Genomic DNA, 21,647 nt, shown 5'->3' on the forward strand with positions numbered 1-21,647 from the left:
TAAATTCCTACATAAACAAAAAAGCAAATAAAGTATTATATTGCTACACTATTTCAATACTTTTTAATTCACTGAAATGCCCCAAATCATGAAAAAAGTTTACCTGCTGTTTATCTTAATCTCAGTTTCTGTATTTGCTCAGAAAAAATTCGACAACATTCAATCTGTCAAACTTGGAGAAGAACGAAGAATAACCATTGGACTTCCAGATTCTTACGAAGCAAATCCTGAAAAAAAATACCCTGTTTTATATTTATTAGATGGTGATTATTTATTTGATCCTTTTTCCGGAGCAGTAAGTTACGGTTCATATTGGGGAGATTTACCCGAAATGATTATCATTGGAATTCATCAAAATAAAAATGACGAACGCGAAGACGATACTACAATTGATCAAAACACCGGACTTCCTTTTGAAAAAGGAGCGAACTTTTTTGAATTTATTGGAGCAGAATTAATTCCGTACATCGAAAAAAAATATCGTACAACTCCATTTAGAATTATTGCAGGACATGACGTTACTGCAAGTTTTCTGAATTTTTATTTATACAAGGAACAGCCACTTTTTAACGCTTATATAGCTTTTAGCCCGGAACTTGCCAATAAAATGGAAGTTAGAATTCCTGAAAAATTTGCCAAAGTAACGGAGCCGTTATTTTACTACTTATCTGTAGCGGATGGAGATAACAAAAAAATCAAAGAACCTATAGAAAAATTAGACAGCAATATTAAAATTGCCAATAATCCGTTGGTGAATTACAAATACGATGTATTTAAAGGCACAACGCATTATACGGAAGTTTTACACGCAATTCCAAGCGCCTTATACCACATATTTGAAGTTTACAGACCTATAAATTCTGCTGAATACAACAGCAAAATTGCTATTCTTGAAACTGGTTACGCAGATTATCTGCAAAATAAATACGATATCATGTCTAAAGTTATGGGAGTTCAGATTCCGGTAAGGATTAGTGATTTCAAAATTATTGAAACGCTTATTTTGAAAAAGAATGCGTACGATGAATTAGGTAAAATGGCAGAAATTGGAAATGTAAATTATCCAAAAGCGATGTTGGGCGAATATGAATTAGGATTGATGTACGAGAAAATGGGAGATCCTAAAAGAGCTTCTAAAAAATATCAGAATGCTTCACAAATGGAACCTATTGGCGATTTGAATAAAGATTTAATGTACGAGAAAATCGACCAGATGAAAACACTTGAAAAAACCACTAAATAATGTCTAAAGTTAAAACTTCCTTTTTTTGTCAGAATTGCGGCACCCAATATGCCAAATGGCAAGGGCAATGCAATGCCTGCAAAGAATGGAATACTATTGCTGAAGAAATCATTCAGAAGCAGGAAAAAGTAGCCTGGAAAAGTGAACCTACTTCTAACGGCAAAGCGCCCCGCCCATTAAAAATCAATGAAATCGACTCGACTCAGGAAATCCGAATGGATACTACTGACGGTGAATTGAATCGTGTTTTAGGCGGTGGAATTGTTCCTGGTTCTCTGACACTTTTGGGTGGTGAACCCGGAATAGGAAAAAGTACACTTTTACTGCAGATATCATTAAAACTGCCTTATAAAACTTTATATGTTTCCGGCGAAGAAAGTCAGAAGCAAATAAAAATGCGTGCCGAAAGAATCACGCCAAACAGCGACAATTGTTATATTTTGACCGAAACTAAAACGCAAAATATTTTCAAACAAATTGAAGCCATTCAGCCTGAAATTGTCATTATAGATTCGATTCAGACTTTACACACGGATTATATTGAATCAACTGCCGGAAGTATTTCTCAAATTAGAGAAACCACCGCTGAATTAATCAAGTTTGCCAAAGAAACCAATATTCCGGTTATTTTAATTGGACATATCACAAAAGACGGAAACATCGCCGGACCAAAGATTCTGGAACACATGGTGGATACCGTTTTACAATTTGAAGGCGACCGAAATCACGTTTACCGAATTTTACGTTCGCTGAAAAACCGTTTTGGTTCTACTGCCGAATTAGGAATTTATGAAATGTTAGGAAGCGGATTAAGAGAAGTCAGTAATCCGTCAGAAATATTAATTTCACACAAAGACGAAGAATTATCAGGAACCGCAATCGCCTCAACACTTGAAGGAATGCGTCCGTTAATGATCGAAATACAATCACTTGTAAGTACCGCAGTTTACGGAACCCCGCAACGAAGCACTACGGGATATAATGCAAAACGTTTGAATATGATTTTGGCGGTTTTAGAAAAAAGAGCCGGATTTCGTTTAGGCGCAAAAGACGTTTTCCTGAACGTAACCGGAGGAATTTCTGTTGATGATCCTGCAATTGATTTGGCTGTTGTTGCTGCAATTTTATCTTCAAACGAGGATATTCCGGTAACAAAAGGCTGTTGTTTTGCCGGCGAAGTTGGACTTTCAGGAGAAATTCGACCTGTAAATCGTGTTGACCAGCGTATTCAGGAAGCCGAAAAATTAGGTTTCACCACTATATTTGTATCCAAGTACAACAAAATTGCCTTAAAAAACACCGGAATCAAAATTGAGCTTGTCGCCAAAATTGAAGATGTAGCCGGAATTCTTTTTGGGTAATGTTGTTATAATTTTACTTTATGAAATTTCCAAAACAAAAAATATACAAAGCACTTCTAATACTTGCAATAGTATTAGTAGTGCTTTTTTTAGGTTTCTACTTTTTTCGTGATTCGCTTTTAAAACAAGCAATTGCAAAAGTGACCAACAAGATGAATACCGAATATAACAGTACATTTTCTGTAAAATCGGCTACATTTGATGGTTTGTCCGGCATTAAATTAACCGATGTTATATTGGTTCCTAAAAATGCAGATACACTTTGCCACATTCAAAAAATAGAAACCAGCGTTAGTTTATCAAGTTTGTTAATTGGCGATGTTCAAATAGGGACCTTAAAAGTAAATAACGGCTATATTCAATTAGTCAAAAAAGGAAATGTTCGCAACTTTGATGCTTTCTTGAAAAAGGACAAAACCGATTCTGATAAAAACGAAAAACGCAAATATGCGACTTTTGCCTATCGAATTATCTCTAAATTACTAAATCTGGTTCCCACAGACATGAAACTGGAAAACCTGAATTTCAGAATTGATGACAATGGCAAAAAAACCTCTGTTGCGGTAAATAAACTGGTTTTAGACAATAAACAACTTGAAACTAGTCTTCATGTTCAAAGTAAAAATTTTGACCAGCGCTGGAACATAAAAGGTTTTGCCGATCCAAGAAATAAAAAAGCCGATATTCGTTTCTTTAATTTAGATACCGGCGCAATTCGCGTTCCATATCTTGATGAACGCTATCACTTAAAAGCAAGTTTTGATTCTATTCGTTTAAACGTGGCAAACATTGAAAAAGACGGAAGCGAATTGCATATTGACGGTTATACTTCAATCGCTAATTTAAAAATCAATCATCCTAAAATTGCCAGTAAAGATGTTGTTATTAAAAATGCCCGTTTTGATTATCGCTTTTTATTAGGAGATGATTTTATTTCGATCGACAGCACCTCAACAATGCAATTGAATAAGATAAAAGTAAAACCTTATATTTCATATAATACTGAAAAAGATACCATTTATACTTTAAAAGTTGATATCCCGAAAATGAAAGCGCAGGATTTTATTGTTTCGCTTCCTGATGGATTGTTTACGCACTTTCAGGGTATGGAAGCGACAGGGAATTTTGATTATAAACTAGATTTCAAATTCAATAAAAACAGACCAAATACTCTGGTTTTTGACAGTAAACTGAACAAAGAAGATTTAAAAATCATAAAATATGGCGAAGCCGATCTTAATAAATTAAATGGTCAATTTGTTTATCGCGCCATAATTCAGAACGTTTTACAGCGTCCGGTTTTAGTTGGAAATTCAAATCCAAATTACACGCCTTTAGACCAGATCTCACCCTATTTGCGAAAATCTGTGTTAACGACAGAAGATCCTTCTTTCTTTTCTCATCGCGGATTTATAAATGAAGCATTCAAACAATCGATTTTAAAGAATATCCGAACTAAAAAATTCTCTCGTGGCGCAAGTACGATTAGTATGCAATTGATTAAAAACGTTTTTCTGACCCGTGAAAAAACACTTTCACGTAAACTCGAAGAAATTCTCTTAGTTTATATCTTAGAAAATAATCGTGTTGTAAGCAAAGAAAGAATGCTGGAAGTTTATTTCAATATCATAGAATGGGGACCAAATGTATATGGAATTGGCGAAGCAAGTCATTTCTATTTCCAAAAAAGTCCGTCGGCATTAAATGTAGACGAATGTTTATACCTGGCAACTATTATTCCCAAACCAAGAAAATTCATGTATCAGTTTAATGATCAGGGAAATTTGAGAGACTTTGCAGTTCAAAATCAGAAGTTTTTAAAAAATTTAATGTTTCGTCGAGGTCTCTTAGTGCCTGAAGATACAATAGGGCAACTACCCGTTTATATTTCAGGAAATGCACGTTCGTTGATACGCATTAAAACTCCCGATTCAACAGCTGTTCCTGCGGATTCTTTGGCTATTGGTGACGAATTTGATTTATAGATTACCCCAAAAACGCTAAGTTTTTGTCATTTCGACGGAAGGAGAAATCACACTAGTAAATAGCCAAAGATTGTCTTACGTTGCGGAGCTTCTCGTGTGTCCTTCGACTCCGCTCAGGATGACAATATTGCTTATAAAACTTTGCGCCTTTGCGTCTTTGCGCGATTAAAAACCTACTTAAAATTCCTTAAAAATTCCTCTTTATAAGTAGGTGAAACTTCAATTTCGGCTCCGTCGTTTAAAGTTACGATTCCGCCCTTATTGTATGATTTCACGCAATTCATATTAATGATATGGGATTTGTGAACGCGGATAAAAGGCAAAGGCAAAATCTCCGAAAAGTGTTTTAAAAACCTGCAAACCATTTTCTTGTTTCCGCTATTCAAATACAGATCTGTGAAATTTCCATTTCCACGTAAGCGAACGATTTCTTCCATTTTTACGACTTCAAAACCTTCTAATGTTGGTAAAATAACCTGTTGCTTTTCCGGTTTTGCTTCATGGAAATTCTCAACGATAATTTTATTTCTGTTAAAAATTTCATGATTCATAATTTGATGCTGGACTTTATTTACCGCAACAATCAATTCTTCGATACTAATAGGTTTCAGTAAATAATAAGCAGCACTTTGGTTCAGGGCTTTTAGCGAATATTCAGAAAAAGCAGTTACAAATATGGTCTCGAACTGTAGATCTTTACACGCTTCGAGAACATCAAAAGCGTTCCCAAAAGGCATTTCAACATCCAGAAAAACCAATTGTGGCTTTAAATCATGCAACATTGGAACGGCTTCTTTTATATTCTGTGCTTCACCAATAACCTCGACTTGCGGGCAATATTTACTCAAATAGTTTTTAAGTACTTCGCGCGCAGCCAATTCATCTTCGACAATTACACTTTTTATCTTCTGGATTGTCATCATATTGTATCAATTAATGGAAAAACAATTTCGACAATTGTTCCTGATTCCGGCAATTTTTTCTCTTTAATTACAAATGAAATATCCTTTTTGTACAATTCATTCAGTAAACCAATTCTTTCTTTGGTATTATTGAGACCACGGGATTCATGCACTTTCTGATTGTTGGTTTTAAGTTCCTGGCTTTTGGTTAAACCAATTCCGTTGTCTTCAATAACTACAACAACTTTTGCATCGACAAGCTGAAATTTAAGCTGTAACAACCCTTTTTTATCGAGATAACGCAAACCATGCCAAATGGAATTCTCTAAATGCGGCTGAATAATCATATTGGGAACAAAAACACTTTCGGCATCAAGCTTTTCATCAACCGTAATTTCAAAATCAAATTTATCCTGAAAACGCAAATGTTCCAGATCAAGATATTTTTTTAATTGTTCGACTTCTTTATCTAATGAAATAAAATCTTTATTGGAGTTTTCCATCATATCACGCATCAGATTTGAATAAGAAGTTAGGTATTTATTGGCTTCTAATTCTTTATTTTCAGATATAAACTGATTGACACTATTTAAACTATTGAATATAAAATGCGGATTCATTTCTCGTCGTAACGATTGCAAAGCGATTTCTTTATTCTTGGTTTTTATGGCATACAACGCTTTTACGATAAATCCGAACAAAAGTAAAAGCAATAAAATGGATCCCAAAAGAAAATAATTGAACGTGTTTTTCTTGGTAATCAATTCGTCTTTTAATGTTTTCTCTTTTTCAAGCTGACGAATTTTTCCTTCGGTAACCTGAAAAGTTTTTGCGCTGATTAAGGTTGTATCGGATTGAATCAATTCATCAAAATTTTGAACGAATTGCTCATAAAGCGCCATACTTTCTTTTTCGTTCCCTTCGGACTTGTAATATTTCACTAAAGCAGATAAAGTATTTTTGGCTTCTGCCGAATTTCCTTTTTTTGACGCAAGATCATACGCTTCTTTCAGGGAAACCACTGCTTTTTTCGGTTCTTCCTTTTTAAAATAAAGTGACGCTATAGATTGCAATTGTTTGATTTGGGTATTAAAATCTTTCTTGGTTACGGCTTCTGCCAATAATTTTTCGTTGATTCCAATTGCTTTTTCAAACTGATTGTCTGATGCGTAAACATTTGCAATTTCATTTTTGATTTTAATAACCGCTTCGGGTTTGTCTTTTGCGTAAACGAGCGCGTTTTTATAACTTTCAATTGCAACACTTTTGTCTTTTTGCTGCAATGAATTCTCCGCTTTTTGAACATAAGCTTCTGCTACTTCGCCGCTTTTCTTTTCCTTTTTCAGCAATTCAATATTAGAGTTCACATAAGTTGCCTGCATTACAGGTTCTGCCTGATTTTTTAAACGATTTGCATCATTTAAATTGATTTTTTCTTCAGATGCATCTTTTGCCAATGAACCTGCGACTTCATAATTTTTAATTGCAGATCCAAAGTTTTTCTGATTTTCCTGCACTTTTGCAAGACTTCTGGTTACTCTGGTTTTATCATTTACACGTTTGAGTTTTGTATAACTTGTAAGCGCTTTTTTAAAATATTCTTCGGCTTTTGCATTATCTCCTTTGTTGAGAAATTCATTTGCTAATTGTTCGTAGTTTTCGGCAATTTTTCCTTCATCATTTTTATCTAAGGATTTCTCTAAATTAGTAACGGCTTTACTCATTTTTGTAGCTGGCATTGCCTTCTTTTTCGCTATAGAATCCTGTGCCGCAACTCCCAACGGAAACAGCAACATTAGCATTACAGAAAATACAGATCTTAATAATAAACGTCTCATATTTTTAATTTCTTTAAGCCTTAGAAATTCAGATTTTCAGCACCTGAAAACCTTCAAAAAAACAACAATGTAAAGTAAAGTATTTTATATTCCGTTTACAACTCGTTTCACCAAATGAAAGTTGCGTTTCACCCTTTCTGCAAAAAAGCAGGGTTTTTAGTTTTTAAGTTTGGTCTGTAATCAACAATTAAAAACCAGAAATCATGAAATCAAATCTATTTATCACAGCAGTTTTAGCCACTACAATTTCATTATTAAGCTGTAATTCTTCAAATGCAAATCCGAAGAAAAGTACTGAAATAGAAAATCCAATCGCAGCAGAAAACACAAAAATACAAGTCGCACTTTTATTGGATACATCCGGAAGTATGGACGGTTTGATCGATCAGGCGAAATCAAGGCTCTGGAACATTGTAAATACTTTAACGACTTTAAAATATGACGGTAAAACGCCGGATATCGAAATCGCTTTATATGAATATGGAAATGATGGTTTATCTGAAAAATCAAATTATATCAGACAAATCGCGCCTCTTTCAACCGATTTGGATTTGATTTCAGAGAAACTGTTTTCTTTAAGTACAAATGGCGGAAACGAATATTGCGGCGCCGTAATTCAGGATGCAACAAACCAGTTAAAATGGGCGAAGGACAACAACAATATGAAGTTGATTTACATTGCAGGAAACGAAGAATTTAATCAGGGAAAAATTAATTATAAAGAAGCTATTAGCAACGCACTTAAAAATGGCATTTATGTGAATACTATTTATTGCGGAGATAAAGCGCAAGGCATAAACGAATTATGGAAAAATGGCGCTGATTACGGAAAAGGGAAATATTTTAATATCGACTCCAACGAAGCTGTAAAATATATCGCAACGCCTTATGATGTTGAAATTACAAAGTGTAACGAAAAAATCAATAAAACCTATATTAGTTATGGCGCTAAAGGTTCGGCAAAAAAGATGAATCAGGAAACACAGGATAAAAATGCGCAAAAAGTTTCTGCTTCTAATTATGCAGAACGTGCGGTGAGCAAATCAAAAGCAGTTTATAAAAATGAAAGCTGGGATCTGGTCGATAAAGTAAAAGATGACAAAACTGCTATTTCGAAAATTAAAAAAGAAGAATTACCAGCAGAACTTCAAAACAAATCTGAAGCTGAAATAAATACAATTGTCGCTCAAAAAACAAAAGAAAGAGAAACGATCCAAAAAGAAATTGGTGAATTAGGCAAAAAACGTCAGCAATTTATTGATACGGAATCTAAAAAAACCAAGAAACAAGATGATTTAGGCAATGCGATAAATACATCGATAGTTGGTTTTGCAAAAGTTAAAGGTTATACGGTTGAGAAATAAATTATCATAAAGATGAAAAAGAAAATTGTCTTTTTGCTTTTGATCGGAATTTTTGGCGTGAGTTTTGCCTGCAGTAATAAAGAAGAGAAGCCAGAAATCATTAAAAATTCAAAACCGGTTTATTCCTATAAAGAGAAACTAAAAAGTGAGACAATTGAAATCAGGAGTTTTTTGGGGAAATCTCCTAAATACAATTCAAATATTGTCTTTCTTTTAGATATGAAGATTGAGTCTGGGAAAAACCGGTTTTTTATTTATGATTTAAAGCAAAACAAAATACTCAATAAAGGTCTGGTCGGACACGGAACAGGTTCTGAAACTGGTATTCCGGGCGAATTGAAATTCAGCAATCTCAAAGATTCTCATTGTACTTCACTAGGGAAATATGCAATAGGAACTTCATATCAAGGATCGTTTGGAAAAGCTTATAAATTGTACGGTTTAGATAAAACTAATAGTAATGCCTTTGATCGCAATGTTGTTTTACACCAGTATAGCAAAGTTCCGTTTGAAGAACAGGAAAACCCAATTTGCAACAGTTACGGTTGCCCGATGGTAAATGCAACATTTTTTAATGCAATTGAAAAGATTATTGACAACTCTAAAAAGAAAATCATTCTGGTTATTTACTATTAGAATTCGATTTAATTGCAGATATTCGTAATCTAAACCTTCCAAAAAAAAGAAAATCTAAAATACAAATCACATGATTAAAAAAATAACAATATCTGTCTTATTATTGGCTTGCGCGATTGCATTTGCGCAAAAGCCAGTCTTTACAACCGCAAAAGTAAAAAGCGCCACGGTTTATTTTAATGCCGCCGAAATTTCACAATTAGCAAGTGCCAATTTACCCGCAGGAACTAGTGAAATTGTCATAAAAAATGTCGCTGTTGATTTAAACGAAAGTTCGATACAAATAGGATCTCCTTCGACAGTTACGGTGCTTTCGGTTCAGTTTACCAATAACTATATTTCAGAATATGATACAGATACAAAATCTCCTGAATTAAAACGAGTGCGGGATAGTATTGTAATCGTACAAAAAGAAATTCAGAAAGTGAATAATACCATTAATTCTGAAAATAAAACAATTCAGCTTTTAGACAAAAACCAGCAAATCTATGGCGTTAATTCAGGTTTAAATGTAACCGAATTGATGAAAATGGTGGAGTATTATAAAACGAAGCAAATCGAGATTGCCAATAACATTAATACGCTTTCAGAAAAACAGCAAAAACTAAACGAGATCCTTTATAAACTACAAAGTAAACTGGAGATTAACGCTAACAAAGAGGAAAAAACTTCGTCAGGTAAATTAATTGTTCAGGTCATGAATGAAGTTGCGGGAATCGTTCCTTTAGACATTTCATACTTAACAAATAATGCTGCGTGGACTCCGTTTTATGATTTACGTGCCGAAAGTGTTACGGCACCAATTAATATGATGTACAAAGCACAAGTTGTTCAAAATACCGGAATCGACTGGAAAAAAGTAAAACTTACTTTGTCAAGTGGAATGCCAAATCAAAACAATCAGGCTCCAATACTAAGTTCATGGTTTTTAAGAGATAATAGTTACGCTCAAAATGGTTATGGATCGCAAAGAAGCAAAATGAACCAATTGCAAGGACGAGTTGCGGGAGTTGCTGTTGAGGAAAAAGAATTACAGGAAGTTGTTATAAGTGCAGCGCCTATTATGAAAAAATCATCTGTTTCAGATTTCACAACTGTTGAAGAAAATCAATTGAATGTTTCGTTTGATATTGATATTCCGTATGATATTTTATCTAACGGAAAAGTTCATAGTGTTTCTTTAAAAGAAATAAAATTACCAGCATCTTATAAATATTATGCTGCACCAAGAGTGGAAAACGAAGCTTTTCTTCTAGCCGAAATAGCAGATTACAGTAAATACAATTTATTAAGAGGTGAAGCGAATATTATTTTTGAAGGCATGTATGTAGGCAAAACTTTTATAGAACCAAATCAAACGAGTGATACTTTGAATTTAAGTATGGGACGCGACAAGAAAGTATCTATTAAACGTGAAAAAGTAGCCGATAAATCAGGAACTAAGTTTTTATCTTCAAAAAAAGAACAGACTTTCACTTATGATATCACAGTAAGAAATAACAAGAAGGAAAACATTGAACTTTTACTGAAGGATCAATATCCTTTGACTACTAATAAAGAAATCGAGGTTGAATTATTGCAAAGCGACAGTGCAAAAGTGAATACCGAAACAGGAATTTTAACCTGGCAATTGCAGATGAAACCTAATGAAGTCAAGAAATTCCGAATTAGTTACAGAGTGAGATATCCTAAAGATCAGGTTTTGAATTTATAATAAAATAAAATCCCGATAAAAACTTATTGTATCGGGATTTTATATTTTTCTAATGAAACTATGTTGAAGAAACCTGTTAGGTTTGTCGAATCACTTAATCAAAATTATTACGGTGCCGGATCAGGAATTATTGCCTGAACAGCAGCAATTTCGGTCAGAACTTCTTTTGATAAAAACACATCAATTGTATCAATGTTTTCTTTTAATTGCTCCATTGTTGTTGCACCAATAATCGCGCTGGTTAAAAATGGCTGTTGCAATACAAATCCCATTGCAAGTTCTGTCAAAGTCAAGCCGTGTTTTTGTGCAATTTCCTGATACAGTTTTGTAGCTTGTGTACATTGCTCGCTGTTGTAACGTGTATATTGAGGAAAAAGATTGATTCTCGCATTTGGATGTGCTTCTCCCGATAAAAATTTACCAGTTAAAACTCCAAACGCTAATGGAGAATACGCCAATAAACCAACATTTTCATATTTTGAAACTTCGGCAGAACCTACTTCAAAAAGGCGATTTAATAAATTATACGGATTTTGAATGGTTTTAATTCTTGGAAGATTCTGGTACTTGCTTTCTTCAAGAAGACGCATCATTCCCCAGGCATTTTCATTAGAAACTCCAATGTGTTTTATTTTTCCCTGTTTGATTAAGCCATCAAAAGTTTCAAGGATTTCTCTAAAATTATCTTCCCAGGCATCATCATGACCTCCAAAACCACGTTGCCCGAAATAATTAGTATCTCTTGCCGGCCAGTGCATCTGGTACAAATCGATATAATCTGTTTGAAGGCGTTTTAAGCTATTTTCTAAAGCATATGTAATACTTGCCGGAGAAAAATCTACTTTCTCACGCATGTAAGTGAAATTTGGATTTGGACCTGCAATTTTAGAAGCAAGAACTACTTTCTCACGATTTCCGGTTTTCTTAAACCATGTTCCTATAATTTTTTCTGTACTTCCGTACCTTGCTTCGTTTGCCGGAACTGAATACATCTCGGCAGTATCAAAAAAATTAATGCCTCTTTCAAGCGCATAATCCATTTGTTGATGTCCGTCGGCTTCAGTGTTTTGCTGTCCGAAAGTCATTGTTCCGAGGTTGATTTTACTAACCTTTATGTCGGTATTGGGTAAAGTAGTGTATTTCATTTTTCTTTGAGGTTCTAAGTTGCTGAGTGAATAAGATTCTAAGTTATCAGCTTTCAATTATACAACTCAAAGATACGACGGGATTTTTCAAACGAAAATACGACAAAAGTTAAAAAAAGGATAAGGTTTTTTTAAAGGGGCTAAGTTTTAAAGTTCTGAGTTGCTAAGTTTTTTTTTGGACTGTTTAATGATAATTTAATTTTCCTGTCATGTTTAGCCATTATTCTTTATCCCAATCTTGCATTTCTTTCGATAAATCTTCTTTTGAAATTATTCGATTGTATTTCTCATCATTCAAACCTTCTTCAACTTTATTATTATATTCAGATAAAGTCAAAGGATTTCCCTGCGCATCATATGAAACCACCTCATTTAAGTAATTATCAAAAACAGAAGAAACAATTCGCAATACTCTTTCATCAGCTAAATCTAATTGATGGCGTATTTTATCTTTTAATTCTGGAAGTCCCATAATTATAATTTTAGAAATTCAAAGTTGCGAAATAATAAGAATGGAAATTCCAATTTTTAAATTCCAAATTCCAACCAGGATATCAATAAATTTCGTTGCATCTTTTGTAATAAAAACAAAAAAGGCTCAAAGTAAAAACTCTGAGCCTTAAATCTTAGAAACTTAGTCCCTTAGAGACTTAGCATCTTAATTAATACTATTAAGCATTTCAGCGATTTCATCTAATCTTGGTGTTAGGATGATTTCGATTCTACGGTTTTTCGCCTTTCCTTCCGGAGTTGCATTGCTTGCAAGTGGAGAAAATTCACTGCGTCCGGCTGCTGTTAATTTTTGTTTGTTGATTTTAGCGTTTTCGCTTAAAATATTTACAATTGCTGTAGCTCTTTTTGTAGATAAATCCCAGTTGTTTGCAATTGGACCTGAACCTGCATAAGGATCATCATCTGTGTGACCTTCGATAAGAACCGAAAGATCCGGATTATCACCTAATACTTTTCCTAATTCTACAACTGCTTTTCTACCTTCTACTCCTACTGCCCAACTTCCCGAGTTGAAAAGTAATTTGTTTTCCATAGAAACGTAAACTTTTCCATTTTTCTGTTCAACCGTTAATCCCTTACCTTCAAAACCGTTTAAGGCTTTTGATAAAGTTTCTTTCAGTTTGCGCATTGCCTCTTCTTTAGCGGCAATCATTGCTTCAAGTTCGTTTAAACGGCTTGCCGTTTTATCCAGACGTGCTTGTTCATCAGCTAATTTTTTAGATTTTGCTTCTAATTGCGCTAACAATTCACGGTTTTTAGCCATGTTGCTTTCTAATGCATCGTTGCTATTTTTCTCTAATGCATTATAAGAATCCTGTAGCACTTTATACTTTTTTTGCTGAGCCGCTAAATCTGCTTTTTGTTTTTCAAGATCAGATTTTGTTGCGCTTAAATCTTTTGTTAATGCATCGCGATCTAATTCAAGCTGATTTTTTGATTTTTGTAAATCGGTATTTTGATCAGCAATTGAACGGTTTTCTTTTTTTAGATCTGAATATTTAGTTTCAAGATCGTTGTAAATTTTCTTGGATACACATGATGTCATAGACATTGCTACAACCAGTAATCCGATGGAGGCCTTTTTAATCATTTTCTTTTCGTTTTTATTTGGGGCGCATTAATAATCCAACAATGTCAAAATTCAATATCAATGACAATATTAATTTTTGAAATTTAAACTCGCTATCCTCTCAACAACAACAATACCAAAATTATTCAATTTCGACTAAAACCGGACAGTGATCTGAATGTACGGCATCCGGAAGAATCACGGCACGTTTTAATCTGTGCTGCAGTGAATCGCTGACTAAATTGTAATCTATACGCCATCCTTTATTGTTTCCTCTGGCTCCGGCGCGGTAACTCCACCATGAATAATGATGCGCATCTTTGTTGAAATGGCGGAAACTGTCGATAAAACCGGATTTCATGAATCCGTCCAGCCAGGCACGCTCTGAAGGTAAAAATCCCGAAACCGTTTTGTTACGAACCGGATCATGAATATCGATCGCTTCATGGCAAATGTTGTAGTCGCCGCAAATAATCAAATTCGGAATTGTTAGTTTTAGCTCGTTAATGTAGGTTTGAAAGTCATCCATAAACATAAATTTATGGTCTAATCTCTCAATATTTGTTCCTGACGGAAGATATAAACTCATTACAGAACAGTCGTCAAAATCAGCACGAAGGTTACGTCCTTCAAAATCCATGTGCTGAATTCCGGTTCCGTGAACTACATTATTGGGTTTTATTTTGGATAAAATTGCCACTCCGCTGTAGCCTTTTTTGGTCGCAGAATAATAATATTGATACGGATAACCCGCGGCAGTAATAGCGTCAACCGGAATTTGTTCCTCAGTCGCTTTTATTTCCTGAAGGCAAATAACATCAGGATTCGCCTGTTGTAACCATTCGATAAAGCCTTTAGTTATTGCGGCACGTATTCCGTTTACATTATAAGAAATAATTTTCATCAGTGTTTTTTTAAGGATTCCAAATGTAATAAAAAAGTGGAAAGTTTGTGTTTGAATCAACGAAAAGTAGAGTTTTTTGTTATCTTTGTTCGCTGCTCTAATAAATTAAAAATAGTACATGGGTTTAGTTACCGCGAAAGAAGTTGCAAAGGCAATAAATGTTGATAAGTACGGAGTTCTTGGTACTTTTTCAGGCTGGATTCTTATGAAGGTCCTTAAGATCTCTACCCTTAATAAAATTTACGATCATAATAAACATTTAGAAGATGTTGCGTTTTTAAACGGAGTATTAGATGAATTACAAATTAAGTTTGAAATTCCTGAAGAAGATTTAAAACGTTTGCCTAAAGAAGGCGCTTATATTACCATTTCAAATCATCCGCTTGGAGGAATTGATGGGATTTTGCTTTTGAAATTAATGCTTGAAAGAGAACCTAATTTCAAGATTATAGCTAACTTTTTATTACACCGAATTGTTCCGCTTAAAAAATACATCATGCCGGTTAATCCTTTTGAGAATCATAGGGATGCTAAATCCAGTGTGGTAGGAATCAAGGAAACGTTACGCCATTTAAGCGATGGAAAGCCGTTGGGAATTTTCCCTGCAGGAGAAGTCTCTACTTACAGAGATGGAAAACTGGTTGTTGACAAACCTTGGGAAGAAGGTGCTTTGAAACTGATCAGAAAAGCCAAAGTTCCGGTTGTGCCGATTTATTTTCACGCTAAAAACAGCCGATTATTTTATTGGCTTTCTAAAATCGATGATACTTTAAGAACTGCAAAATTACCATCTGAATTGTTAACTCAAAAAGATCGTGTAATTAAAGTTCGTATTGGGAAACCAATTTCTGTAAACGAGCAAAACGAATTTGAATCGTTTGAAGATTACTCAGAATTTTTAAGAAAGAAAACTTATATGCTGGCAAATCCTTTTGAAAAGGACAGCAAATTATTAGATACTGCAAGTTTAAAAATACCAAAATCTCCTAAAAAAATTGTAACTCCTGCAAGCGAGCCAAAAATGATTGACGAGGTTAATGCTTTAAGAAACAGCGATTGTCGTTTACTGCAAAGTAAAAATTATGAAGTATTTTTTGCAACAGCAAAATCTATCCCAAATATTCTGCATGAAATTGGTCGTTTACGTGAAATTACTTTTCGTGAAGTAGGCGAAGGAACAAATGAATCTATTGACTTAGATAAATTTGATCAATATTATCACCATATGTTTTTATGGGATGATGAAACTAAAAAAATTGCCGGCGCTTATCGTATGGGATTGGGTTCTGAAATTTACCCAAAATACGGAATTGAAGGTTTTTATTTGAATGACTTATTTAGATTTGAGCCTGAATTGCATGATATGATGCATAAATCAATAGAAATGGGCCGCGCTTTTATCATTAAGGAATATCAGCAAAAACCAATGCCTTTGTTTTTATTATGGAAAGGTATTATTCATACCACTTTGCGTTATCCTGAACATAAATATTTATTAGGTGGTGTAAGCATTAGCAATCAATTCTCTGATTTCTCGAAATCATTGATGATTGAGTTCATGAAATCTAATTATTACGATCCGTATATTGCTCAATATATTCATCCGAAGAAAGCATATAAAGTTAAACTGAAAGATGCCGATAAAGATTTTATCTTCGACGAAGCTGAATCTGACTTGAATAAATTTGATAAAATCATTGACGAATTAGAACCGGGAAATTTACGTTTACCTGTTTTAATTAAAAAATACATCAAGCAAAACGCACGTGTTGTAGCTTTTAACGTCGATCCTTTGTTCAACAATGCCATAGATGGTTTAATGTACATTAGAATCGCAGATATTCCTGAAAGCACTATGAAACCTGTAATTGAAGAGTTTCAAATAGAATTAGAGCGTAAATTAGCTGAGAAAGAAGATTAAATTCAAAACCAATATTAAAAAGAAAAATCCCGTTTGCTGAGGCAAATGGGATTTCTCTTTTTATATAATAATTACTCTTTTCCAATTTCATCCATTTCATCAAATATATTTTTAGGATCATTTCCGTAATCATTTCTACTTTGATCTCCTTCTTTACAAAACAAAATCAGCAACCAAATTACTCCTATCAAAGGAATTAATACTATAAAAGAAAACCATCCACTTTTATTTATATCATGTAATCTTCGAACTGAAACAGCCAAACCCGGCAAAAAAATAGCCAAACCATATACCAGTCCTAATATTCCAGTTTTAGCAACTCCAAAAGTTAAGCCTGAAACCTGGTCAATTATCATTAAAACAATCGAGATAATTAAACCCGCGAGATTATAAAACCAAAATTCTTCTCTTCTTGCTCTTCCGTTGAAATTCGCATAGTTTTCAAAAACTACTTTTTTGTACCATTCAATCATAATTATTTATTTACAAAATTATTCCCTACTCTTTTGGATTTCGGTTACTCCTTTTGATACTTATATAAAAACATAAGATTAAGGAATCTAAATTCGCGCGGGGATTGTAAAAGTTTTATTTGTAATAGAAAAAGGTATTATAAAGCGGAATGAACTATAAAATTGAAGGAATAAATTCTCCATAAAAAAATCCCATTCGAAAATGGGATTTTGTATGTTTTAAAACCAGATAGACTGATGTAATATATCATCAAAAGAACTGTTTCTAATAAAAAGAACCAATCTTATTAAATGATAAAAGGCTAAAAAGTAAGCCAAACTATATGCCAGTTTTCGATTGTATAAAAGCCCGGTAAAGTATTCTTTTTTGGTAATAATTTCTGTCGTTAATACAATAATCGTTAACCAGCAAAATACAATAACAAAAGGACCTAAAATATGATAACTGACAGACTTGTACAAATCACCCTGATAGAAATAAACCAATGATTTCGTAATCCCACAACCGGGACAGGGAAAACCCGTAACCATTTTGAAAGGGCAAAACGACTGATCTGATTCCAGATGATCATTGTGATTGTCAAGCATTAAAAAAAACGGAATTATCAGTGTAATTGCTGCACCGATAATTCCGTAAATTTTACGTTTTATTCTGTTATTATTTGTATAATCTATTGATGTCACCTTGTACAATCATTGCTGCTGCGATAGGAAAAAAGAATCCTAACAGAATTAATAAAGTGGATTGGTCTTTTTGAAGTTCACCGGTTTTTTCATAAACTTTTGGCAACGCTTCTTTTCCAGCCAGGTAATAAAAATAAATATTTACAGGCATACAGCATCCGGCAAAAATGGCGATAGGCTGAGAAATAACTTCTCTTTCTGCTACGGCATTAAAAACCTCAGATACTTTAATATTCCAGTAAATCAAATATAATCCACAAGTTAAAAAACCAAAAACCAAAACCATTATAGGATCTACCTTAAATACCGGAATTGGCTCGCTAACCTTGTTAGATGTTTCGTGTAAATTATTCTCCATTTTTTATAATTAATTATTACAAGTCAACTTTTCCGATTTCGTTGATTTCTTTAAATTCATTTTTAGGATCAGGACCGTATTCATTTACTCCTTTATCACCTTCTGTACAAGCTAAAATTAAATTGTAGATTGGAATAAGCAGAAACCATCCGCTTTTACCTACATCATGCATTCTTCTAACACCAACTGCAATAGAAGGAACTAAAACGGCAAGACTGTAAACATTTGCAGCCAAACCTAAAGTTGGCGAAATTAGTCCAAGAACAAAACCTAAAGCAAAACTGATAATAACGTTAGCCAGGAAAAACATCCAATATTCTTTTCTTCTAGCTCTTCCATCAAAATTTGCGTAGTTTTCAAAAACTACTTTTTTGTACCATTCAATCATAATTATAAAATTAGTTAGTTAAATGCCTACTCTTTTAGGATTTTCGGCTACTCCTTATTATCTAAAATTTTGTTAAAATCTGAAACAATATTAAAAAAAAATACTTATAAAAACTAATTCTAAATAACTTTATTCTACAGAAAAGACTTGTTATTAAAATCTAAACAAAAAGCTAAGAATTTTATTAGAAAATGGATTTGATTTTATTGACTATAACTTGTGCTAAACGTTCGTGACTTTCAAATGTCCAACCTGCTATATGAGGTGTTAGAAGAACATTTTTAGCTTCGAGCAAATATTGAAAAGCTGCAGGAGTGTTTTTATCCTGAAAAAGTGTTTCAAAAGATAACTTCTCATATTCCAAAACGTCCAGACCTGCTCCCAGAATCTTTTTAGCCTTCATTGCTTCAACTAAATCTGCTGTAACAATATTTTTACCGCGAGATGTATTAATAATCCAAAATGGCTTTGCAAATGCGTTTATAAAATCTGAATTTACCATTTTGTCCGTTTCCGAAGTCCACGGAAGATGCAGACTTAAAACATCCGCTTTTTGTTGTAATTCCTGCAACGAAACCTGTTTTGCATTTTCATCTCCTATATTTTCTACAATATCATGAAATAAAACCTCTACATCAAAACCGCGAAGTTTTTTGGCGAAAGCTTTCCCCATGTTTCCGTAACCAATAATTCCAACCGTTTTCCCGTCAAGCTCATGACCGCGATTGCTTTCACGATTCCATTGTCCGGCTTTTATTTCGGCATCAGCCTGATTTAAATTATTGAATAATGACAAAATTACTCCCAATGAATGTTCTGCAACAGCGTTGCGATTACCTTCGGGAGCAGCGATTAAATGAATTCCTTTTGCTTCGGCATAATCACAATCGATACTTTCTAAACCCGCGCCAACTCTGGCAATAAACTGTAAATTGGTCGCTTTATCTAAAAAAGTTTTATCAATTTTAAAACGGCTTCTGATTACGATTCCGTTATAATCCTGAATTTTAGCTTCAATTTCTTCTTTAGAAGATTTAAAATCGGTGTGGTTTTCAAAACCTGCGTCTTCTAGTTGTTGCCAAAGAATAGGATGATTGCTGTCGATATGTAGAATTTTTACGCTCATAAATTAAACTTTAATTAAGAAAACAAAGTAACAAAAAAATTGCCGTTTATTATTTTGACAAAATTAATTCAACAAGAAATGCGTAAATTAGCATAAAAAGGAATATGAAAACAATTGGCTTAATTGGAGGAATGTCTTGGGAAAGTTCTTCATTATATTATCAGATAATAAACCGAACTATTCAGGAAAAATTAGGTGGTGTCCATTCCGGCAAATCGTTGTTATATTCTGTAGATTTTAATGAGATAGCATTATTGCAAAAAGAAGGAAACTGGGAAAAATTGGGATATTTAATGATTGAAGCTGCACAAAAACTCGAAAAAGGTGGTGCTGATTTTATTATTTTATGTACCAATACCATGCATAAAGTATCTGACGAAATAGAAAAAAATGTGTCAATTCCGTTAATTCATATTGTTGATGCAGTTGCCGAAAAGATTGTGGAGAAAAGTATAAAAAAAATAGGTTTATTAGGTACGTCGTTTACTATGGAACAAGATTTTTTTAAAGTTCGTTTGCTTGATAAATACAAAATCGAAACTATAATCCCAAACGAGAAACAAAGAGCCAATATACACCGAATTATATATGAAGAATTAGTAAAAGGAATTATAAATGTTGATTCAAGAAATATCTTTTTAGAAATAATTACTGATTTAATTCATAAAGGAGCCGAAGGAATAATATTGGGCTGCACAGAGATTGAATTATTAATTACTAATGAACATACGAATGCTGAATTGTTTAACACTACTGAAATCCATGCAAAAAAAGCTGTTGAATTTTCATTAGAATAAAACATTAAAAACACAAAATGAAATTATCCAAAACTTTTAAATCTTTTTTTGAAAACGAAAAATCCGGAGGATTACTCTTGCTTTTTGTTACAATTATATCCTTATATCTTGCCAATTCGTCTTTTCAAATAGAATATATCTCATTATGGGAAAAAGATTTTTTTGGTCATTCGATCACGCATTGGATCAATGACGGTTTAATGACTATTTTCTTTTTACTGATTGGGTTAGAACTGGAACGTGAAATTTATCATGGTGAACTTTCGAGTTTCAAAAATGCCTCTTTGCCTATTATGGCGGCTTTTGGCGGAATGTTGGTTCCTGCAGCTACTTTTCTGGCGTTGAATTTTGGAACCGCAACACAAAACGGAGCAGGAATCCCAATGGCGACTGATATTGCTTTTGCAATTGGAATTTTATCTCTTTTAGGAAAAAAAGTTCCCGCATCATTAAAAGTATTTTTGACGGCATTAGCGGTTATTGACGATTTAGGCGCTATTATAGTAATTGCGATTTTTTATACTACTTCAATTGCTTTTGTAAATCTTGCCATAGCTTTAGGAATCTGGGCTTTCTTGTTCCTTTTAAACCGAATGAAAATTCATAACCTGATTCCTTATTTAATTGGAGTAGTTGCAATGTGGTATTTTATGCTGAATTCCGGTGTTCATGCTACAATTACCGGCGTTATATTGGCATTTGTGATTCCGTTTGGTGATGGCGGAGAAAAATCAAGTTCATATCGATTACAGCACTTTTTACACAAACCAGTCGCTTTTGTAATTCTGCCTTTATTTGCCATTGCAAACACTTGTATTGCCATACAATCTGACTGGCATCAAGGTTTAAATCATCCCAATACTCTTGGAATTATTTTGGGTTTAGTAATTGGAAAACCTTTAGGAATTATACTTTTTTCTTCAATTGGAGTAAGTGCAGGTTTATGCGCTTTACCAAAAAGTTTAAAATGGGCGCACATTCTGGGCGCAGGAATGTTAGGCGGAATTGGTTTTACCATGTCCATTTTTATCACGCTTTTAGCGTTTAAAGATCCTGAAGTTATTGTTTTTTCGAAAATTGCAATTCTTGTTGCTTCGGTGCTTTCCGGAATAATTGGTTTTGTTTATCTGAAATATATTTTGGCAAAGAAAAAAGCCGTTTAATTTTTTTGGCGTGATTTGACATTTAACAATATTGACAAACCAGAATCATAACAACATACAACT

General features: G+C 33.6%; 20 protein-coding genes. 9 read left to right on the forward strand and 11 right to left on the reverse strand.

Features of this window, described 5'->3' with window-relative positions; translation table 11 throughout:
* Positions 1 to 88: 88 nt before the first annotated feature.
* Genes KHA90_RS16140 through KHA90_RS16150 form a run of 3 tightly spaced genes read left to right on the forward strand, consistent with a single transcriptional unit; the run spans position 89 to position 4,589 of the window.
* Positions 89 to 1,243 carry an alpha/beta hydrolase gene (locus tag KHA90_RS16140; RefSeq protein ID WP_213302763.1) on the forward strand — a complete coding sequence of 385 codons (1,155 nt, stop codon included), beginning with the start codon at positions 89 to 91 and terminating at the stop codon, positions 1,241 to 1,243.
* Positions 1,243 to 2,604 (forward strand): DNA repair protein RadA, encoded by a 1,362-nt coding sequence (gene radA / locus KHA90_RS16145; protein WP_213302775.1) that lies wholly within the window; start codon positions 1,243 to 1,245, stop codon positions 2,602 to 2,604. The genes KHA90_RS16140 and radA overlap by 1 nt, the downstream gene beginning before the upstream one ends.
* Positions 2,605 to 2,624: 20 nt before the next feature.
* Positions 2,625 to 4,589, forward strand: a complete 1,965-nt coding sequence (locus tag KHA90_RS16150; RefSeq protein WP_213302788.1) for a transglycosylase domain-containing protein — start codon at positions 2,625 to 2,627, stop codon at positions 4,587 to 4,589.
* A 173-nt stretch (positions 4,590 to 4,762) separates the two neighbouring features.
* On the opposite strand, the gene KHA90_RS16155 is transcribed toward KHA90_RS16150, so the two are convergent.
* Positions 4,763 to 5,512, reverse strand: a complete 750-nt coding sequence (locus KHA90_RS16155) for a LytR/AlgR family response regulator transcription factor (RefSeq protein ID WP_244860391.1) — start codon at positions 5,510 to 5,512, stop codon at positions 4,763 to 4,765.
* The gene (locus tag KHA90_RS16160; protein ID WP_213302791.1) at positions 5,509 to 7,329 is read right to left on the reverse strand and encodes a tetratricopeptide repeat-containing sensor histidine kinase; all 1,821 of its coding nucleotides are present in this window, start codon (positions 7,327 to 7,329) and stop codon (positions 5,509 to 5,511) included. The genes KHA90_RS16155 and KHA90_RS16160 overlap by 4 nt, the downstream gene beginning before the upstream one ends.
* A gap of 203 nt (positions 7,330 to 7,532) precedes the next feature.
* Between KHA90_RS16160 and KHA90_RS16165 the strand changes: the two genes are divergently transcribed.
* From KHA90_RS16165 to KHA90_RS16175, 3 genes are all read left to right on the forward strand, one after another.
* Positions 7,533 to 8,693 (forward strand): vWA domain-containing protein, encoded by a 1,161-nt coding sequence (locus KHA90_RS16165; protein WP_213302794.1) that lies wholly within the window; start codon positions 7,533 to 7,535, stop codon positions 8,691 to 8,693.
* A gap of 12 nt (positions 8,694 to 8,705) precedes the next feature.
* Positions 8,706 to 9,329: a murein L,D-transpeptidase catalytic domain-containing protein gene (locus tag KHA90_RS16170; RefSeq protein WP_213302797.1), complete on the forward strand. Its 624-nt coding sequence runs from the start codon at positions 8,706 to 8,708 to the stop codon at positions 9,327 to 9,329.
* A gap of 70 nt (positions 9,330 to 9,399) precedes the next feature.
* Entirely contained in the window at positions 9,400 to 11,043 is a 1,644-nt protein-coding gene (locus tag KHA90_RS16175) for a DUF4139 domain-containing protein (RefSeq protein WP_213302800.1), read from the forward strand.
* A gap of 107 nt (positions 11,044 to 11,150) precedes the next feature.
* Here the strand turns inward: KHA90_RS16175 and KHA90_RS16180 are convergent, their stop codons facing one another.
* The 4 genes from KHA90_RS16180 to KHA90_RS16195 form a co-directional block, all read right to left on the reverse strand.
* Positions 11,151 to 12,188 carry an aldo/keto reductase gene (locus KHA90_RS16180; RefSeq protein WP_213302803.1) on the reverse strand — a complete coding sequence of 346 codons (1,038 nt, stop codon included), beginning with the start codon at positions 12,186 to 12,188 and terminating at the stop codon, positions 11,151 to 11,153.
* A gap of 220 nt (positions 12,189 to 12,408) precedes the next feature.
* Complete coding sequence (locus tag KHA90_RS16185; RefSeq protein ID WP_213302806.1) at positions 12,409 to 12,660, reverse strand: hypothetical protein; 252 nt, start codon at positions 12,658 to 12,660, stop codon at positions 12,409 to 12,411.
* A 186-nt stretch (positions 12,661 to 12,846) separates the two neighbouring features.
* Positions 12,847 to 13,791: an OmpA family protein gene (locus KHA90_RS16190; RefSeq protein WP_213302809.1), complete on the reverse strand. Its 945-nt coding sequence runs from the start codon at positions 13,789 to 13,791 to the stop codon at positions 12,847 to 12,849.
* A gap of 121 nt (positions 13,792 to 13,912) precedes the next feature.
* Complete coding sequence (locus KHA90_RS16195) at positions 13,913 to 14,674, reverse strand: exodeoxyribonuclease III (protein ID WP_213302812.1); 762 nt, start codon at positions 14,672 to 14,674, stop codon at positions 13,913 to 13,915.
* A gap of 118 nt (positions 14,675 to 14,792) precedes the next feature.
* Between KHA90_RS16195 and KHA90_RS16200 the strand changes: the two genes are divergently transcribed.
* Complete coding sequence (locus KHA90_RS16200; protein ID WP_213302815.1) at positions 14,793 to 16,595, forward strand: GNAT family N-acyltransferase; 1,803 nt, start codon at positions 14,793 to 14,795, stop codon at positions 16,593 to 16,595.
* A 71-nt stretch (positions 16,596 to 16,666) separates the two neighbouring features.
* Here KHA90_RS16200 and KHA90_RS16205 read toward each other — a convergent pair whose 3' ends face one another.
* From KHA90_RS16205 to KHA90_RS16225, 5 genes are all read right to left on the reverse strand, one after another.
* Positions 16,667 to 17,068 (reverse strand): DUF805 domain-containing protein, encoded by a 402-nt coding sequence (locus KHA90_RS16205; protein ID WP_213302818.1) that lies wholly within the window; start codon positions 17,066 to 17,068, stop codon positions 16,667 to 16,669.
* 219 nt (positions 17,069 to 17,287) lie between these two features.
* The gene (locus KHA90_RS16210) at positions 17,288 to 17,752 is read right to left on the reverse strand and encodes a DUF2752 domain-containing protein (RefSeq protein ID WP_213302821.1); all 465 of its coding nucleotides are present in this window, start codon (positions 17,750 to 17,752) and stop codon (positions 17,288 to 17,290) included.
* Positions 17,727 to 18,110 (reverse strand): DUF4234 domain-containing protein, encoded by a 384-nt coding sequence (locus KHA90_RS16215; RefSeq protein ID WP_213302824.1) that lies wholly within the window; start codon positions 18,108 to 18,110, stop codon positions 17,727 to 17,729. The genes KHA90_RS16210 and KHA90_RS16215 overlap by 26 nt, the downstream gene beginning before the upstream one ends.
* A 16-nt stretch (positions 18,111 to 18,126) precedes the next feature.
* The gene (locus KHA90_RS16220) at positions 18,127 to 18,498 is read right to left on the reverse strand and encodes a DUF805 domain-containing protein (RefSeq protein ID WP_213302827.1); all 372 of its coding nucleotides are present in this window, start codon (positions 18,496 to 18,498) and stop codon (positions 18,127 to 18,129) included.
* Between the two features lie 184 nt (positions 18,499 to 18,682).
* On the reverse strand, positions 18,683 to 19,624 hold the full coding sequence (locus tag KHA90_RS16225; protein WP_213302830.1) for a 2-hydroxyacid dehydrogenase: 942 nt from the start codon (positions 19,622 to 19,624) through the stop codon (positions 18,683 to 18,685).
* 104 nt (positions 19,625 to 19,728) lie between these two features.
* Between KHA90_RS16225 and KHA90_RS16230 the strand changes: the two genes are divergently transcribed.
* Entirely contained in the window at positions 19,729 to 20,421 is a 693-nt protein-coding gene (locus tag KHA90_RS16230; RefSeq protein WP_213302832.1) for an aspartate/glutamate racemase family protein, read from the forward strand.
* A gap of 17 nt (positions 20,422 to 20,438) precedes the next feature.
* The gene (gene nhaA, locus KHA90_RS16235) at positions 20,439 to 21,584 is read left to right on the forward strand and encodes a Na+/H+ antiporter NhaA (RefSeq protein WP_213302834.1); all 1,146 of its coding nucleotides are present in this window, start codon (positions 20,439 to 20,441) and stop codon (positions 21,582 to 21,584) included.
* The last annotated feature ends 63 nt before the right edge of the window (positions 21,585 to 21,647 follow it).

Source organism: Flavobacterium psychroterrae, assembly GCF_018380615.1.
GTDB classification, from domain to species: domain Bacteria; phylum Bacteroidota; class Bacteroidia; order Flavobacteriales; family Flavobacteriaceae; genus Flavobacterium; species Flavobacterium psychroterrae.

Coding starts and splice junctions, on each gene's coding strand:
- KHA90_RS16220 (WP_213302827.1), bottom strand. CDS start 18,498: ATGATTGAATGGTACAAAAAAGTAGTTTTTGAAAACTACGCAAATTTT.
- KHA90_RS16225 (WP_213302830.1), bottom strand. CDS start 19,624: ATGAGCGTAAAAATTCTACATATCGACAGCAATCATCCTATTCTTTGG.
- nhaA (WP_213302834.1), top strand. CDS start 20,439: ATGAAATTATCCAAAACTTTTAAATCTTTTTTTGAAAACGAAAAATCC.
- KHA90_RS16165 (WP_213302794.1), top strand. CDS start 7,533: ATGAAATCAAATCTATTTATCACAGCAGTTTTAGCCACTACAATTTCA.
- KHA90_RS16155 (WP_244860391.1), bottom strand. CDS start 5,512: ATGATGACAATCCAGAAGATAAAAAGTGTAATTGTCGAAGATGAATTG.
- KHA90_RS16180 (WP_213302803.1), bottom strand. CDS start 12,188: ATGAAATACACTACTTTACCCAATACCGACATAAAGGTTAGTAAAATC.
- KHA90_RS16140 (WP_213302763.1), top strand. CDS start 89: ATGAAAAAAGTTTACCTGCTGTTTATCTTAATCTCAGTTTCTGTATTT.
- KHA90_RS16160 (WP_213302791.1), bottom strand. CDS start 7,329: ATGAGACGTTTATTATTAAGATCTGTATTTTCTGTAATGCTAATGTTG.
- KHA90_RS16185 (WP_213302806.1), bottom strand. CDS start 12,660: ATGGGACTTCCAGAATTAAAAGATAAAATACGCCATCAATTAGATTTA.
- KHA90_RS16170 (WP_213302797.1), top strand. CDS start 8,706: ATGAAAAAGAAAATTGTCTTTTTGCTTTTGATCGGAATTTTTGGCGTG.
- KHA90_RS16215 (WP_213302824.1), bottom strand. CDS start 18,110: ATGGAGAATAATTTACACGAAACATCTAACAAGGTTAGCGAGCCAATT.
- KHA90_RS16175 (WP_213302800.1), top strand. CDS start 9,400: ATGATTAAAAAAATAACAATATCTGTCTTATTATTGGCTTGCGCGATT.
- KHA90_RS16195 (WP_213302812.1), bottom strand. CDS start 14,674: ATGAAAATTATTTCTTATAATGTAAACGGAATACGTGCCGCAATAACT.
- KHA90_RS16205 (WP_213302818.1), bottom strand. CDS start 17,068: ATGATTGAATGGTACAAAAAAGTAGTTTTTGAAAACTATGCGAATTTC.
- KHA90_RS16190 (WP_213302809.1), bottom strand. CDS start 13,791: ATGATTAAAAAGGCCTCCATCGGATTACTGGTTGTAGCAATGTCTATG.
- radA (WP_213302775.1), top strand. CDS start 1,243: ATGTCTAAAGTTAAAACTTCCTTTTTTTGTCAGAATTGCGGCACCCAA.
- KHA90_RS16230 (WP_213302832.1), top strand. CDS start 19,729: ATGAAAACAATTGGCTTAATTGGAGGAATGTCTTGGGAAAGTTCTTCA.
- KHA90_RS16200 (WP_213302815.1), top strand. CDS start 14,793: ATGGGTTTAGTTACCGCGAAAGAAGTTGCAAAGGCAATAAATGTTGAT.
- KHA90_RS16150 (WP_213302788.1), top strand. CDS start 2,625: ATGAAATTTCCAAAACAAAAAATATACAAAGCACTTCTAATACTTGCA.